Source organism: Nitrospirillum guanabarense (assembly GCF_034653355.1).
GTDB lineage: Bacteria > Pseudomonadota > Alphaproteobacteria > Azospirillales > Azospirillaceae > Nitrospirillum.
In genome coordinates, this window is sequence record NZ_JAYEER010000004.1 from 465,576 (window position 1) to 480,269 (window position 14,694).

Here is a 14,694-nt window from a genome sequence, read left to right on the forward strand (position 1 = left end):
GATGACCACCGATACGCTTCAGCCCCAATTCGCCGGCCAGCAGTTCGCCAGCGACAATTATTCCGGCGTCTGTCCGGAGGCCTGGGCCGCCATGGCGGAGGCCAACAGCGGCCACGCCGCCGCCTATGGCGAGGATGTCTGGACCGCGAAGGCGGCCGACGCCTTCCGCCAGCTGTTCGGCACGCCCTGCGACGTGTTCTTCGCCTTCAACGGCACGGCGGCCAACTCGCTGGCCCTGGCCTCGCTGTGCCAGTCCTACCACAGCGTCATCTGCTCCGCCTCCGCGCATGTGGAGACGGATGAGTGTGGCGCGCCGGAATTCTTCTCCAATGGGTCCAAGCTGCTGGTGGCGCAGACGGCGGACGGCAAGCTGACGCCGGACGCCATCCGGGCGCTGGCCACCGGCCGGTCGGACATCCACTTCCCCAAGCCCCGCGCCGTCACCATCACCCAGCCGACGGAGACGGGGCAGGTCTACAGCCTGGATGAGATTCGCGCCATCTCCGCCGTCTGCCGCGAGCTGGGCCTGCGCCTGCACATGGACGGCGCCCGCTTCGCCAACGCCTGCGCCAGCCTGGGCTGCTCCCCGGCGGAAGTGACCTGGCGGGCGGGTGTGGACGTGCTGTGCTTTGGCGGCACCAAGAACGGCATGGCGGTGGGGGAGGCCATCCTGTTCTTCGACAAGGTCTTGGCCGAGGATTTCGATTACCGCTGCAAGCAGGCGGGGCAACTGGCGTCCAAGATGCGCTTCCTGTCCGCCCCCTGGGTGCGCATGCTGGAGAACGGCGCCTGGCTGCGCAACGCCGCCCACGCCAATGCTGGGGCCCAGCGCCTGGCGGCGGGCCTGGTGGGGGTGCCGGGCGTGGCGCCGATGTTCCCGGTGCAGGCCAACGCCGTGTTCCTGACGGCGCCGGTGGCGGTGCTGGACGGCCTGCGGGCGCGCGGTTGGCGCTTCTACACCTTCATCGGTGGTGGCGCCCGCTTCATGTTCGCCTGGGACACCCAGCCGGAACGGGTGGACCAGCTGGTGGCCGACATTCGCGGCGTGGCCTGCGTGGCGGCGGCTTGAGTGCCTTCTGACGGGCTGTGACGGGTCCTATACGGAAGATTTGATTTAAATTTCGGATTTAGGATCCGTTAACGGTCAATTGACCGTACAACCTTGAAGTGGACTTCCATGCGATAGCGCGACCGTTCCTCCATCGACAGCCGAGGCCCTGGTGCACATCGACAAACCGGATTTGGTGATCCTGACCATCGTGGGCGCCACCCTGGCCGGCGTGTTGCTGCTGGAACTGCTGCGCCTGGTCATCAACGACGTCTATGAGATGATCGCCCGCCACGCGAAGGTGAAAAAGGAAATCGACCAGATCCGGCGCACGGCGGAGAAGGTGTCGGCCGCCAACCGCGATACCGCCCGGGTGCGCGACGCGCGCATCGCCTTGCGCTTCCGCGAAACCAGCAACCTCCAGCGCCTGGAAAAGGAATGTGAGGAGTTCGAGCGGCGGCGGGTGGAGGTCTGGCACGACTTGGGCGGGCCCTCGGCCAGCGGCCTGGCGCTTTATTCGGCCGACATCAGCAACAGCGCGCTGACCAACGGCGTGGTCGCGGGTATGGAATCGATCTGCCCGCTGTGGCGTCACCTGCACCGTGCCCGCGTCTGGGCCCGGACGGAGATGGAGGCGCGCACCGCCCTGCAGCAGGAATTCGCCCTGGGCGACGGCTACACCGTCACCAACGTGCGGCAGGTCCAGGGCTCGGGCGCGCCCGGCGGGCTGGCCGCCCGCGGCGCCGTCCGGCCCAGCGGAGGAGGGCGGTCCCATGATGCTGTCGGACGCCTTGGCGGAAGCCTACGCCAACCCCAACCCCGCCCATGTCTGCGCCGTGGCCGTGGGCGGCGCCATCATGGCCTGGTCGCTGAAGCGCCTGATCACCGAGGTGCGCAAGACCGAGCGGCGAATCAGCGCCGCGGTGGAGGAGCGCAACCAAGCCGCCGCCAGCCTGCGCCAGGCGCGCCTGCAGGAGGGGGAGTTGCGCACGGCCCTGCAGGACTTGGATGGGGAGTTGGAGGGGATATCCGTCCGCGCCCGTGATATCGAGGCCCGGCGCGGCACCTTGCAGCAGGTGATCCCGCGCCATCTGAACCTGTTCTCCCAGGCCTGGTCGCAGGGCGACACCCTGTTCGAGGCGCGAATCAGCCTGGTGACCGGCCTGGGCGGGGGCAAGAGCGGCGCCCGCGTCGTCCATGGCTATGCCGCCGGCCCCCGGGACTTCCGCAACAAGCTGATGGCCCGCTTCCCGCCAGCCTCTTACGCCGTGATCGACATGGCGGCCATCGACCTCGGCGAACTGGACATGGCCGTCAGCAACCTGGGCAGCGCCAACCAGCCGTAGGGGCGGGATCGCCCCACCATTTTTTCAAGCCGGCGCCCGGCGCCTGAACCTCAAACAGTGAAGCTCTCGCCGCAGCCGCAGCGGCCCTTTTCGTTCGGGTTGGTGAAGACGAAGCCCGACTGGAACTTGTCTTCCTTGTAATCCATCTCCGTTCCCAGCAGGAACATGGTGGAGGCGGGGTCGAGCAGCAGGGTCACGCCCTTCTCCTCCACCACTTCCTCGAAGGGCTTCTTGGCGTCGGCGTACTCGATGAAATAGCTGAGGCCCGAGCAGCCGCGCGCCTTCACGCCCACGCGCAGGCCCACGGCCGGTGTCTCACGCTGGGCCATGATCTCCTTGACGCGGCTTGCGGCGGCATCGGTCAGGCTCATCGCTTTCGGGCGTTCCATGCGGCTCATGATTCAGGTCTCCACACGTCAGAACATGTTGAGGGCGACGCGCGCCTCGTCGGACATCAGGCTGGGGTTCCAGGCCGGCTCCCACACCAGGTTCACGGTCACGTCCTTGACCCCGTCGACGCTGCCCACCACGCCCTGCACCTGGCCAGGCATTTCGCCCGCCACGGGGCAGCCCGGTGCGGTCAGCGTCATGTCGATCTCGACCTGGCCTTCCGCGTCGATGTCACAGCGGTAGATCAGGCCCAGCTCATAGATGTTCACCGGGATTTCCGGGTCATAGACGGTCTTCAGCGCCTCCGTCACGCCTCGCCAGGGGGGCGTCCGGGGGCAGCTTGTCCTCATCCGGGATGGTGGCCGGCGCCTGCAGGGTGACATCCGGCGCGATGGGGCGTTCGGCTCCAGACATCTCGCTTACTCCGTCGTCGTCTTTTCATCGCCGTGGATGGCGGCGTGCATGGTGTGCCAGGCCAGGGTCGCGCACTTCACGCGCATGGGGAACTCCCGCACACCCGATAGCACGTCCAGCTTCTCCACCGCCTCCGGGTCCAGATGCCCATGGTCGGTGTGCTCATGGTCGTCCTTGGTGCACATGTCGTGGAAGTGGCCGAACAGGGCCTCGGCTTCCGCTTCCGTCTTGCCCTTCAGCGTCTCGGTCATCAGCGAGGCGCTGGCCTGGCTGATGGCGCAGCCACGGCCGTCGAAACGCGCATCCTGGACCAGGCCGTCGGGGCCGATGCTGAGGTAGACGTTGATCTTGTCGCCGCACAGCGGGTTCTCGCCCCGGGCCATGCGGTTGAAGCTTTCGGGCTTCCCGAAGTTCCGGGGGTGCTTGCCATGGTCCAGGATCACTTCCTGGTACAGGTCGCGCAGATCGTCGAACATCAGTTGAAGAACTCCCTCACCGCGCGCACGGCATCCACCAGGGCGTCGGCCTCGGCCTCGGTGTTGTACAGGGCGAAGCTGGCGCGCGCCGTGGCGCCCACGCCGAAGCGCTCCATCAGCGGCTCGGCGCAGTGCCGGCCCACCCGCACCGCCACACCGGCCCGGTCGACCAGGGTGCCGATGTCGTGCGGATGCACGCCTTCGATGGTGAAGGACAGGATGGCCGCCTTGGTGGGCGAGGTGCCGATGATGCGCAGGCCGGGGATGGCCCGCAGCTTCTCCGTGGCGTAGGCCAGCAGGCGCTGCTCATGGGCATGGATGGCGCCCATGCCCAGGGCCGTCACGTAGTCGATGGCGGCGCCGAAGCCGATGCCCTCCACGATGGGTGGCGTGCCGGCCTCGAACCGGTGCGGCACCTCGCGGAAGGTGGTCTCCTCGAAGGTCACCGTCTGGATCATGTCGCCGCCGCCCTGGTAGGGGGGCATGGACTCCAGCAGTTCGGCCTTGCCGTACAGCACGCCGAAGCCGGTGGGCCCGTACAGCTTGTGCCCGGTCATGATGTAGAAGTCGGCGTCGATGGCCTGCACGTCCACCGGCATGTGCACGGCCGCCTGGCTGCCGTCGAACAGCACCTTGGCGCCGGCCGCATGCGCCATGCGGGCGATCTCCGCCGCCGGCGTCACCGTGCCCAGCACGTTGCTGCCGTGGGTGATGGACACCAGCTTGACCTTGGGGCTTTCCAGCAGCCGGGCCAGCGCCTCCAGATCCAGCGTGCCATCGTCCAGCACCGGCGCCACCTTGATGACGATGCCGGTGCGGCTGCGCAGCAGCTGCCAGGGCACGATGTTGGCGTGATGCTCCATCACGCTCAGGATGATCTCGTCACCCGCCTTCAGGTGGGCGCCGCCCCAGCTGCTGGCCACCAGGTTGAAGGCCTCGGTGGCGCTGCGGGTGAAGACGATGGTGTCGGGCGAGGGCGCGTTCAGGAACGTGGCCGTCTTGACGCGCGTCGCCTCATACAGGTTGGTCGCCACCTGGGACAGGTAGTGCACGCCGCGATGGACGTTGCTGTAGTCGTGCGCCATGAAATTGGCCATGGCGTCGATGACGGCGCGCGGCTTCTGCGCGCTGGCGGCATTGTCCAGATAGACCAGGGGCTTGCCCGGACGGCCCGGCTTCTCATGCACCAGGCGCGTCAGGATGGGGAAGTCCTGGCGGACCTTCTCCACATCGTACGGGGCGTTCGTCAGAATCCGGGTGTCCATGAGGTCACTCCCCTAACACCGGGACGTCGGTGTCGACTGTGATGCCCGTCAGACGGCCGATGCGCTCCTGGATGCGCGCCATGGCATAGGCGCGCAGGCGCTCATCGCCGATCTCCTCCGCCACCTCGTCCAGGAAGGCGGCAATCAGCAGAGCGCGGGCGGTGTCGGCGGGGATGCCACGGGCGCGCAGGTAGAACAGCGCCTCCTCATCCAACTCGCCGGCGGTGGCGCCGTGGCTGCACTTCACGTCGTCGGCGTAGATCTCCAGCTCCGGCTTGGCATCGATCTCGGCCGTGTCGGACAGCAGCAGGGCGCGGTTCAGCTGGTGGCCGTCCGTCTTCTGCGCGTCCGGCCGCACGATGATCTTGCCTTGGAACACGGCGCGGCCACGCCCGTCGATGACGCCCTTCACCACCTCGCGGCTGGTGCAGTTGGCGGCGACATGGTCGATCAGGCTGGTGAAGTCGGCATGCCGGCTGCCGTCCACGCCATAGGCGCCGGAGACGCGGGTGCTGGCGCCCGGCCCTTCCAGGCGCACCTGGACGTCGGTGCGGGCCAGGCGGCCGCCGGTGGTCAGCACGAAGGTCTCGTAAGTGCCCGACGCCGCCACCGTGGCGGTGACGGACGCCAGGTGCAGGGCCGTCTCGGCCTCCTCCTGGAACTTGGCGTGGCGCAGGATGGCGCCTTCGCCGACGCGCACGCCGCTGACGATGTTGGCGAAGGTGGCACCGCCACCCCGGGCCACATGGTGCTCGGCCACCGTCACCTTGGCGCCGGCGGCGACGTCGATCAGCAGGCGGGGATGCCAGGCGCCATCGGCGGCGGTGGCGATGAAGACGAACTCCACCGGTTGGGCCAGCGTCACGCCCTCACCCACGGTCAGCACCGCACCCTCGGCCAGGAAGGCGCCGTTCAGGCCGACAAGGCCTAGCGCCTGGCCACGGCCGGGGTTGGGGCCGACGCGCAAGCCGGTGTCGGACTTGGGCGCCGGGAACCGGTCCAGCACTTCGGCCGCGTACGCCGGGGAGGCCTCGATCAGGCCGCGCAAGCTGTCCAGGGTCACACCCTGGGGCAGGGTGCCGACGGCGGACAGGGCGGCGTTGAACCGGCCGTCCACGAACACCAGGCGATGCGTCTCGCCCGGTGCCACGCTGGGCAGGGCGAGGTCCGTGTTCGCGGCGCCTTGCGCGGGCGCCAGGCTGACGCCGGCCAGGTCGCGCAGGTTGGTGTACTTCCAGCCCTCGACCTTGGGCGTGGGGATGCCGTCGGCCAGGAAGCGGGCGTAGCCGTCGGCGCGCAGCCGGTCCAGGCCGGCGGCGCCGGCGCCGGGCAGGCCGGGGCTCAGGGTCTCGTACAGGTCTTTCAGGGTGGCGATGGCGGCCATGGCGCGCGTTCCCCTCAGGCGGCTTCGGGCGAGCCGAATTCGGCGTAGCCCTTGGCTTCCAGCTCCAGCGCCAGCTCCTTGCCGCCGCTGCGCACGATCTTGCCGTAGGCCAGCACGTGCACGTGGTCCGGCACGATGTAGCTCAGCAGGCGCTGGTAGTGGGTGATGACCAGCATGGAGCGCTCGGGGCTGCGCAGGCTGTTCACGCCATCAGCCACCAGCTTCAGGGCGTCGATGTCCAGGCCGCTGTCGGTCTCGTCCAGGATGGCGAAGCTGGGCTCCAGCATGGCCATCTGCAGGATGTCGTTGCGCTTCTTCTCACCGCCCGAGAAGCCGACGTTGACGGCGCGCTTGATCATGTCGTCGTTCATGTTCAAGGCCTTGGCCTTGGCGCGGATCAGCTTCAGGAACTGCATGGCGTCCAGCTCGGGCAGGCCCTTGTGCTTGCGCACGGCGTTCAGCGCCGTCTTCAGGAAGGTGGTGTTGGACACGCCGGGGATTTCCACCGGGTACTGGAAGGCCAGGAACACGCCTTCCGCCGCCCGCTCTTCCGCCTCCATGGCCAGCAGGTCCTTGCCCTGGAAGGTCACGGAACCCTCGGTCACCTCATAGCCGTCGCGGCCGGACAGCACATAGGACAGCGTGCTCTTGCCGGAGCCGTTGGGGCCCATGATGGCGTGCACCTCCCCCGGGTTGATGGTCAGGTTGATCCCCTTCAGGATTTCCTTGCCGTCGACGGTGGCGTGCAGGTTCTTGATTTCCAGCATCTTGAAACGTTCCTTGAAACCGAATGTCGTGTGCGGCTTGGGTGGACAGGGGCGGTTGCGGCGCCCTCAGCCCACGCTGCCTTCCAGGCTGATGGCGACCAGCTTCTGCGCCTCGACCGCGAACTCCATGGGCAGCTCCTTCAAGACCTCGCGGCAGAAGCCGTTGACGATCAGGCCCACGGCGTCCTCTTCCGACAGGCCGCGGGCGCGGCAGTAGAAGAGCTGGTCCTCGCTGATCTTGGCGGTGGTGGCCTCATGCTCCACCCGGGCGGTGCGGTTGCGGCTTTCGATGTAGGGCACGGTGTGGGCCCCGCACTTGTCGCCGATCAGCAGGCTGTCGCACTGGGTGTAGTTCCGGGCGCCCTCGGCCTTGGGCAGGATGCGCACCAAGCCGCGATAGGTGCTCTGCGCCTTGCCGGCGGAGATGCCCTTGGCCACGATGGTCGACCGGGTGTTCTTCCCGATGTGGATCATCTTCGTGCCGGTGTCGGCCTGCTGGTAGTTGTTGGTGATGGCGACCGAGTAGAACTCGCCCACCGAATTGTCGCCCTGCAGGATGCAGCTGGGGTACTTCCAGGTGATGGCGGAACCCGTCTCCACCTGCGTCCAGCTGATCTTGGAGTTCTTGCCGCGGCAGGCGCCGCGCTTGGTCACGAAGTTGTAGATGCCGCCCTTGCCGTTCTCATCGCCCGGGTACCAGTTCTGGACGGTGGAATACTTGATGGTCGCGTCATCCATGGCCACCAGTTCCACCACGGCGGCGTGCAGCTGGTTCTCATCGCGCATGGGGGCGGTGCAGCCCTCCAGATAGCTGACGTAGCTGCCCTCGTCGGCGATGATCAGCGTGCGCTCGAACTGCCCGGTGTTGGAGGCGTTGATGCGGAAATAGGTCGACAGCTCCATGGGGCAGCGCACGCCCTTGGGGATGTAGACGAACGACCCGTCGGTGAACACGGCGGAGTTCAGCGTGGCGTAGTAGTTGTCGGAGTAGGGCACGACCGAGCCCATGTACTTGCGCACCAGCTCCGGATGCTCGCGGATGGCTTCGGAGATGGAGCAGAAGATGATGCCCTTCTCCTCCAGCTTCTTCTTGAAGGTGGTGGCGACCGACACGCTGTCGAACACGGCGTCCACGGCCACGGCCGGCATCTCACCGGCACCCTCGACACCGGCCAGGATGGCCTGTTCCTTCAGCGGGATGCCCAGCTTCTCATAGGTGGCCAGCAGCTCGGGATCGACCTCGTCCAGGGACTTGGGCTTGTCCTTGGCGGCCTTGGGTGCCGCGTAATAATGGCTGTCCTGGTAGTCGATCTTGGGGAAGTCGACCATGGCCCAGGTCGGCTCCTCCATCGTCAGCCAGTGGCGGTAGGCCTGCAGGCGCCATTCCAGCAGCCACTCCGGCTCCCCCTTCTTGGCGGAGATGAAGCGGACGATGTCCTCGTTCAGGCCCTTGGGCGCCAGGTCGGACTCGATCTCGGTCGTGAAGCCGTACTTGTACTTCTGCTCCGTGACGGCGCGGACCTGTTCGACGGTCTGTTCGGTGGCGGCCATGTTTTCGCTCTTCCTCGAAATCAAATAGCGTCGGCGGTGGCCGGCAGTGCCGGCGCCGCCTTGGGCAGGACGGGGTCGGGGAACGACGGCCGGGCCATGTCGGCCAGGCTGACGCCTTCCAACGCGCCGCGGACGGCGCGGTTCACCCGGTCCCAGTTGCCCCGGCGGGGGCACAGGCTCTCCACCCCGCAAGCCCCGGCCGCCCCCTCGACACAGTCGGTCAGGGCGATGGGGCCGTCGATGGCGGCGATGATCTGGGCCACGTTGATGGCATCGGGTGCGCGGGCCAGGCGGTATCCGCCGGTGGCCCCCCGGTGCGAGGCCATCAGGCCGTCGCGGGCCAGCAGCTTCAGGATCTTGGACACGGTGGGGGCCGGCAGGCCGGTACGCTCCGCGAGCGAGATGGCGGTATGCGGGCCGCCGTCGCCCTGGATCATCGCGGTCATCACCACGACTGCGTAGTCCGTCAATTTGCTCAGCCGGATCACGTGGTTTGGGGTCCTGCGCCTGGGTGAAAATCCGGTCCGGCAATCCGGACCAAATCAGTACCCTTTAAGTAGCCACTCCCCTTTCCATGTCAAGCGAGGATGTTTTGCGGCATATGAACCGCCCGGATGGGCGGGTTGCAGCAATAGCGGGTTCGCGGGGGGAGTACCCCGGAGGCGTAAGGTCAAGGACGCGGCCGGGCGTCTGTTAACCCGGTATGTCCTGGGCGGGCGGCCGCTGCTTTGCGGCATGCCCGATCGGCGTTTGACCCCATGGCCTGCCAGGCGCACGCTTCGTTTCAGGAGGCGGGCGTCACAGCCCGCGCTTGAACCGAACGAAGCCCCCGGCATGGCGGGACGTCCGGAAACACGGTCGGATCTATCGCGGCAAAGCGGCCGCCCTGGATGCGGTTTCGAGGCTTTTGCCCATCCGACTGAGAAAAAACGGCGGACCAGGATGGATGCCCTCAGGGGCCCAAACCTGATCCGCCGTTTTTAATTTCGTGTATGGTTCGCCTCAAGCGCCGGCGGGGCGTCCACCCCTTGGCTATCCTCGATTTCCAGTCCGCTGCGCTCCCCGGAAATCTCCGGCGGCCCCCTTATGTTTTAGTCGGGCCGCGTCCTTGTCGCTTCGCTCCCGCATGCGGGTTCGGGGTAGGGTGGCGCGCCTTACCCCAGCTTCAAGCCCACGTCCCAATAGGGATTGGGGCCGAAGCGGTCGGCCAGGAAATCGACGAAGACGCGCACCTTGGACGACAGGTGGCGGTTGGCGGGGAAGACGGCGTTGATGGCGCTGCGCGTCACCGCCCATTCCTGCAGGATGGGCACCACCCGGCCCTCCGCCAGGGCCTTGCCGCAGATGAAGGTGGGCAGCGCCACGATGCCCACGCCGGCGCAGGCGGCCTCCAGCAGCACGTCGCCGTTGTTGGCGCGCAGGCGGGCGTTGACCTTCACCAGGCGGGTGGCGGCGTCGGGGTCGTGGTTGCCGCCGCGTGCCGCCCCGGGGGTCAGCGGGGTGGCGCGGAACGGCCACTGCGCCCCTTGCGGAATGTTGGTGTAGATCAGGCAGTCGTGCTGGGCCAAGTCCTCGGGCGCGCGGGGCACGCCCCGGCGGGTGAGATAGGCCGGGCTGGCGGCGTGCACCACCCGGGCGGGGCAGATGCGTTTGGCCACCAGCGAGCTGTCCTTCAACTGCCCAATGCGCACTGCCACATCATATCCCTCGTCCACCAGGTCGACGAAGCGGTCGTTCAGGTCCATCTCCACCTCGATATCCGGGAAGGCGGACAGGAAGTCGGCGATGGCCGGGCCCAGGTGCTGCATCCCGAAGCTCATGGGCGCGGCAACCTTCAGGACACCGCGCGGCGCCGCCTGCAGGCTGGCCACCGACCGGTCCGCCTCATCCACGTCGGCCAGGATCTGCTGCACCCGGACCAGGTAGGTCTCCCCCGCCTCGGTCAGGCTGATGCGCCGCGTGGTGCGGTTCAGCAGCCGGGCGCCCAGCCGCGCCTCCAGATCCGTCATGCGCCGGCTGGCGGCGGAGCGGGACAGGCCCAGCTTGGCCGCGGCCACGGTGAAGCTGCGGGTCTCCGCCACGCGGGCGAACAGGGCCATGTCATCCAGACGGTCCATGCGTCAGTCCTTGGAAGCCGGTGCCAGGATTGTTGCGGGGCGTGGAACAATTTTATGCCCAGTCACCGGATTATCCGCAATGCGGAACGCGGCTATGGTCCATCCATCGCAACGCCGCGCGATCCGAAACGCACCAGGCGCCCGGCCGGACCGCCCGGCCCAACCAATTGATGGAGATGGCAATGGCCAAGGTTCTCGTCCTCTACTACAGCAGCTACGGCCACATCGAGACGATGGCCAAGGCGGTGGCCGAGGGCGCCAAGTCCGTGCCCGGCACCGAGGTGGTGGTGAAGCGGGTGCCGGAACTGGTGCCGGTGGACGTGGCGCAGAAGGCCGGCATCAAGCTGGACCAGGAGGCCCCCGTCGCCACGGTGGATGAACTGCCGCAGTACGACGCCATCATCTTCGGCACCCCCACCCGCTTCGGCATGATGGCCTCGCAGATGCGCAACTTCCTGGACCAGACGGGCGGCCTCTGGTTCAAGGGCGCGCTGATCGGCAAGGTCGGCAGCGTGTTCGCGTCGTCCGCCACCCAGCACGGCGGCCAGGAAAGCACCATCCTGTCCTTCCACACCACGCTGCTGCACCAGGGCATGGTCATCGTCGGCCTGCCCTACAGCTTCCAGGGCCAGACCAACAATGCCGAGGTGACGGGCGGCAGCCCCTATGGGGCCACCACCATCGCCAACGGCGATGGTTCGCGCCAGCCCAGCGAGAACGAACTGGCCGGCGCCCGTTTCCAAGGCGCCCACGTGGCCACCATCGCCGCCAAGCTGGTCGGCTGACAGCGGGATGTTTCAGTGGCGGGCCGTCCCTTCCTGGGGCGGCCCGTCCGCGTTTCCGGAACGCGCTTGCGGTTCCGCCGTCCCCGTCTCATATCCTGCCTCACCGTCTTGATTGGAAAGGGTAGGGGAATGCTGACAGGGGACGCCCGGCTGCGGTTGGCGATCGCGGGGATCATCGGCGCGCTGGCGGTGTCGGCCGGCGCCTATGCCGTCCATGGCCTCTCCGCCGTGCGCGACGCCCACGCCGTCGGCCTGTGGCAGACGGCCAGCCAGTACCAGCTGATGCATGTGGCTGTCGTGGTGGCGGCGGCGCTGGGCGGGCACCTGCTGCACCGTCCCTTCGCGGCCCTGGCCGGTTGGCTGTTCCTGCTGGGCGCGGTCCTTTTTGGCGGGGCGCTCTATGGCCTGGGGTGGTGGGGTCCCAGCGCGCTTGGGGCCGTGGCGCCCCTGGGCGGCCTCAGCTTTATCCTGGGCTGGCTGTTCCTGGCCGCCGCCGCCGTGAAGGCGCCGCGATGAGTGGGGATCGCAGCCTGGATGCCAAGGGCCTGGTCTGCCCGTTGCCGGTCCTGAGGGCGCGCAAGGCCTTGATGGCCATGGCCCCGGGCGACATCCTGACCCTGCTGGCCACCGATCAGGCCGCCCGGCGCGACGTGCCGGCCTTCTGCCAGTCGGCCGGGCACGCCCTGCTGTCGGCGGATGAGGCGGACGGGGTGCTGACCTTCACGATACGCCGGGCTGGTCCGGCCTGATCTGGATCATTCTTCAAGGACGGCCGTTGGTAAGCCACTGGCGGCCGGTCGGGCGCATCGGTGATGATGCCGGGCGGATAATAAGGCGGGCATTCGAGGAAACGGTCACCATGGCGACGGCGTTGTTCACCCATTGGTCCTGCCTGGAGCATGAGACGGGGCCGGGGCATCCGGAAAACCCTGGCCGCCTGTCGGCGGTGCTGCGCGCGCTGGACGCCGAACGCTTTCAATATCTGGATCGCCGCCAGGCGCCGCGCGCCACCCTGGACCAGGTGGAACGGGTGCACACACCCGACCTGGTGGCCCGCCTGCAGGCCGCGACCCCCATCACCGGCATCGTGTCGCTGGACGGTGACACGGTCCTGTCCCCCGGCTCATTCGAGGCGGCGCTGCACGCGGCGGGTGCCGTCTGCGCCGCCGTGGACGCGGTGATGGCGGGGGAGGTGCGCAACGCCTTCTGCGCCATCCGTCCCCCGGGCCACCATGCCGAACCGGGGCAGTCCATGGGCTTCTGCCTGTTCAACAACGTCGGCGTCGGGGCGGAGCACGCCCGCTTCGCCTATGGTCTGCGCCGCGTGGCCATCGTCGATTTCGACGTGCACCACGGCAACGGCAGCCAGACCCTGGCGGAACATGACCCCGACCTGTTCTACGGCTCCACCCACGAATGGCCGCTTTACCCCGGCACGGGGGCCCTGGGGGACCGGGGGGATTACGGGACCGTGGTCAACGTACTGTTGCGCGCGGGTTCCACTGGCGCGGAATTCCGCGACGGCATGGCGTCGCGGCTGTTGCCGGCCCTGGACGCCTTCGCTCCGGAACTTATCTTCATTTCCGCCGGCTTCGACGCCCATCGCGCCGACCCGCTGGCCGACCTCGCCTTGGTCGAGGATGATTTCGCCTGGGCGACGGCCGAGATCGCGGCCATCGCCGACCGGCATTGCCAGGGCCGCTTGGTCTCTTCCCTGGAAGGGGGCTATGATCCGGCGGCGCTGGCGTCCTGCGTCGCCGCCCATGTGGGCATGCTGATGGAGGTTTGAGGGGACGGGACGCCAAGTCTCCTCCCGTGATAGGACAGCCTCCCGGCCAGGATGCTTGCGGCGGGGTGCCGGGCGGTCCTACAGTCGTTTGCCTGTGATTTACGGCGCCGCTGGCGCCGTTGCCGTTTTGCCGTTTCCCGCGTTGATGTGGACACCTCATGACTGAACTGACCCTGCCGGCCGATATCAAGGCCATGAGTTTCGAGGACGCCTTGGGTGAGCTGGAACGCATCGTGCGCCAGTTGGAGGACGGCAAGGCCAAGCTGGACGACGCCATCGGATTCTATGAACGCGGAACCCTGCTGAAGCGCCATTGCGAGGGGAAGCTGCGGGAGGCCCAGGAAAAGGTCGACCGCATCACCCTGGGCGGTGACGGAACGGTGGGCACGGAACCGGCCCGCATCGACTAAGCCCGTACCCTTACGCCCGAGTGTCCCTGATGCCCAGCCTGCCCAAAACCCTCACCGCCGCCATGGCGGACACCGTCGAACAGGTGGAAACCGCCATCGACATCCTGCTGCCCCGCAGCAGCATGGCGGAAGCCAAGCTGTATGAGGCCATGCGCTACGGCTGCCTGGGCGGGGGCAAGCGGCTGCGGCCCTTCCTGGTCATGGAAAGCGCCCGCCTGTTCGGCGTCAGCCCGGCCTGCGCCCTGCGCGTGGCCGCGGCGGTGGAGTTCGTGCACTGCTATTCCCTGATCCATGACGACCTGCCGGCCATGGACGACGCCAGCCTGCGGCGCGGCCGGCCCACGGTGCACCGTCAGTTCGACGAAGCCACCGCCATCCTGGCGGGTGACGCCCTGCTGACGGCCGCGTTCGAGGTGATGACCGACCCCGAGACGCATGAGGACCCCCGGGTGCGCTGCGCTCTGGTTTCGGCCCTGGCCAAGGCCTCCGGCCCGCGCGGCATGGTGGGCGGGCAGATGCTGGACCTGATCGCCGAAAGCCAGACCCTGGACATCGGCGCCATCACCCGGCTGCAGCGGCTGAAGACCGGCGAGCTGATCGCCTTCGCCGCCACGGCCGGCGCCATCCTGGGCCGCGCCTCGCCGCCGCAGTTCCATGCCCTGCAGGCCTACGCCCACGATCTGGGCCTGGCCTTCCAGATCGCCGACGACCTGCTGGACGTGGACGGGACGGAGGCCGAGACCGGCAAGTCCGTGGGCCGCGACAAGCCGGCGGGCAAGGCGACCTTCGTGTCCATCCTGGGGCTGGAACGGGCGCGCGACCAGGCCGGGCGGTTGGCCGACCAGGCCACGCGGCATCTGGAGATTTTTGAGGGCCGGGCGTCGATGTTGCAGGCGGTGGCGCGCTTCGTTGTGGATCGGCGGTCTTAAAGAAAAGTTTGATTGGGAGCCGA

19 protein-coding genes are annotated in these 14,694 nt (G+C 67.9%); 8 read left to right on the forward strand and 11 right to left on the reverse strand.

The features are described 5' to 3' along the window. Position 1: 1 nt before the first annotated feature. Positions 2-1,069, forward strand: a complete 1,068-nt coding sequence (locus tag UAA55_RS20070; protein ID WP_322954911.1) for a threonine aldolase family protein — start codon at positions 2-4, stop codon at positions 1,067-1,069. Between the two features lie 58 nt (positions 1,070-1,127). Here the strand turns inward: UAA55_RS20070 and UAA55_RS20075 are convergent, their stop codons facing one another. Beyond that, complete coding sequence (locus UAA55_RS20075) at positions 1,128-1,823, reverse strand: hypothetical protein (RefSeq protein WP_322954913.1); 696 nt, start codon at positions 1,821-1,823, stop codon at positions 1,128-1,130. Between UAA55_RS20075 and UAA55_RS20080 the strand changes: the two genes are divergently transcribed. Further along, positions 1,822-2,394, forward strand: coding sequence for a hypothetical protein (locus UAA55_RS20080; protein WP_322954914.1), 573 nt, complete (start codon positions 1,822-1,824; stop codon positions 2,392-2,394). The genes UAA55_RS20075 and UAA55_RS20080 overlap by 2 nt on opposite strands. 50 nt (positions 2,395-2,444) lie before the next feature. Here the strand turns inward: UAA55_RS20080 and UAA55_RS20085 are convergent, their stop codons facing one another. The 10 genes from UAA55_RS20085 to UAA55_RS20130 all read right to left on the reverse strand — a co-directional run bounded on the left by UAA55_RS20085 (position 2,445) and on the right by UAA55_RS20130 (position 10,758). Beyond that, positions 2,445-2,792 carry a HesB/IscA family protein gene (locus UAA55_RS20085; RefSeq protein WP_322954916.1) on the reverse strand — a complete coding sequence of 116 codons (348 nt, stop codon included), beginning with the start codon at positions 2,790-2,792 and terminating at the stop codon, positions 2,445-2,447. Positions 2,793-2,810: 18 nt separating this feature from the next. Next, a complete protein-coding gene (locus tag UAA55_RS20090; RefSeq protein WP_322954918.1) occupies positions 2,811-3,095 on the reverse strand; it encodes an SUF system Fe-S cluster assembly protein in 285 nt (94 codons plus the stop codon). After that, a complete protein-coding gene (locus UAA55_RS20095; RefSeq protein ID WP_322954920.1) occupies positions 3,067-3,198 on the reverse strand; it encodes a hypothetical protein in 132 nt (43 codons plus the stop codon). Before UAA55_RS20095 ends, UAA55_RS20090 begins: the two co-directional genes overlap by 29 nt. A gap of 5 nt (positions 3,199-3,203) precedes the next feature. Further along, positions 3,204-3,674 (reverse strand): Fe-S cluster assembly sulfur transfer protein SufU, encoded by a 471-nt coding sequence (gene sufU, locus UAA55_RS20100; RefSeq protein ID WP_322954921.1) that lies wholly within the window; start codon positions 3,672-3,674, stop codon positions 3,204-3,206. Continuing rightward, positions 3,674-4,939, reverse strand: coding sequence for a cysteine desulfurase (locus tag UAA55_RS20105; RefSeq protein WP_322954922.1), 1,266 nt, complete (start codon positions 4,937-4,939; stop codon positions 3,674-3,676). Before UAA55_RS20105 ends, sufU begins: the two co-directional genes overlap by 1 nt. Before the next feature lie 4 nt (positions 4,940-4,943). Further along, positions 4,944-6,323, reverse strand: a complete 1,380-nt coding sequence (gene sufD, locus UAA55_RS20110) for a Fe-S cluster assembly protein SufD (RefSeq protein WP_322954923.1) — start codon at positions 6,321-6,323, stop codon at positions 4,944-4,946. Between the two features lie 14 nt (positions 6,324-6,337). Beyond that, positions 6,338-7,090 (reverse strand): Fe-S cluster assembly ATPase SufC, encoded by a 753-nt coding sequence (gene sufC / locus UAA55_RS20115; RefSeq protein WP_145618595.1) that lies wholly within the window; start codon positions 7,088-7,090, stop codon positions 6,338-6,340. Between the two features lie 66 nt (positions 7,091-7,156). Further along, complete coding sequence (gene sufB / locus UAA55_RS20120; protein WP_145613238.1) at positions 7,157-8,641, reverse strand: Fe-S cluster assembly protein SufB; 1,485 nt, start codon at positions 8,639-8,641, stop codon at positions 7,157-7,159. Between the two features lie 20 nt (positions 8,642-8,661). Next, the gene (locus UAA55_RS20125; protein ID WP_088870926.1) at positions 8,662-9,129 is read right to left on the reverse strand and encodes an SUF system Fe-S cluster assembly regulator; all 468 of its coding nucleotides are present in this window, start codon (positions 9,127-9,129) and stop codon (positions 8,662-8,664) included. A gap of 666 nt (positions 9,130-9,795) precedes the next feature. Continuing rightward, a complete protein-coding gene (locus tag UAA55_RS20130; RefSeq protein WP_322954926.1) occupies positions 9,796-10,758 on the reverse strand; it encodes a LysR family transcriptional regulator in 963 nt (320 codons plus the stop codon). Between the two features lie 182 nt (positions 10,759-10,940). Here UAA55_RS20130 and wrbA point away from each other — a divergent pair, with 182 nt between their 5' ends. The 6 genes from wrbA (at position 10,941) to UAA55_RS20160 (ending at position 14,671) form a co-directional block, all read left to right on the forward strand. Beyond that, positions 10,941-11,543 carry an NAD(P)H:quinone oxidoreductase gene (gene wrbA / locus UAA55_RS20135; protein ID WP_322954927.1) on the forward strand — a complete coding sequence of 201 codons (603 nt, stop codon included), beginning with the start codon at positions 10,941-10,943 and terminating at the stop codon, positions 11,541-11,543. A gap of 129 nt (positions 11,544-11,672) precedes the next feature. Beyond that, complete coding sequence (locus UAA55_RS20140) at positions 11,673-12,059, forward strand: DUF423 domain-containing protein (RefSeq protein ID WP_322954929.1); 387 nt, start codon at positions 11,673-11,675, stop codon at positions 12,057-12,059. Continuing rightward, positions 12,056-12,292 carry a sulfurtransferase TusA family protein gene (locus UAA55_RS20145; protein ID WP_322917169.1) on the forward strand — a complete coding sequence of 79 codons (237 nt, stop codon included), beginning with the start codon at positions 12,056-12,058 and terminating at the stop codon, positions 12,290-12,292. Before UAA55_RS20140 ends, UAA55_RS20145 begins: the two co-directional genes overlap by 4 nt. A gap of 110 nt (positions 12,293-12,402) precedes the next feature. Next, on the forward strand, positions 12,403-13,332 hold the full coding sequence (locus UAA55_RS20150) for a histone deacetylase family protein (protein ID WP_322954931.1): 930 nt from the start codon (positions 12,403-12,405) through the stop codon (positions 13,330-13,332). A 158-nt stretch (positions 13,333-13,490) separates the two neighbouring features. Next, a complete protein-coding gene (locus tag UAA55_RS20155) occupies positions 13,491-13,742 on the forward strand; it encodes an exodeoxyribonuclease VII small subunit (protein ID WP_040845047.1) in 252 nt (83 codons plus the stop codon). A gap of 29 nt (positions 13,743-13,771) precedes the next feature. Continuing rightward, complete coding sequence (locus UAA55_RS20160; protein WP_322954933.1) at positions 13,772-14,671, forward strand: polyprenyl synthetase family protein; 900 nt, start codon at positions 13,772-13,774, stop codon at positions 14,669-14,671. Positions 14,672-14,694: the final 23 nt, after the last annotated feature.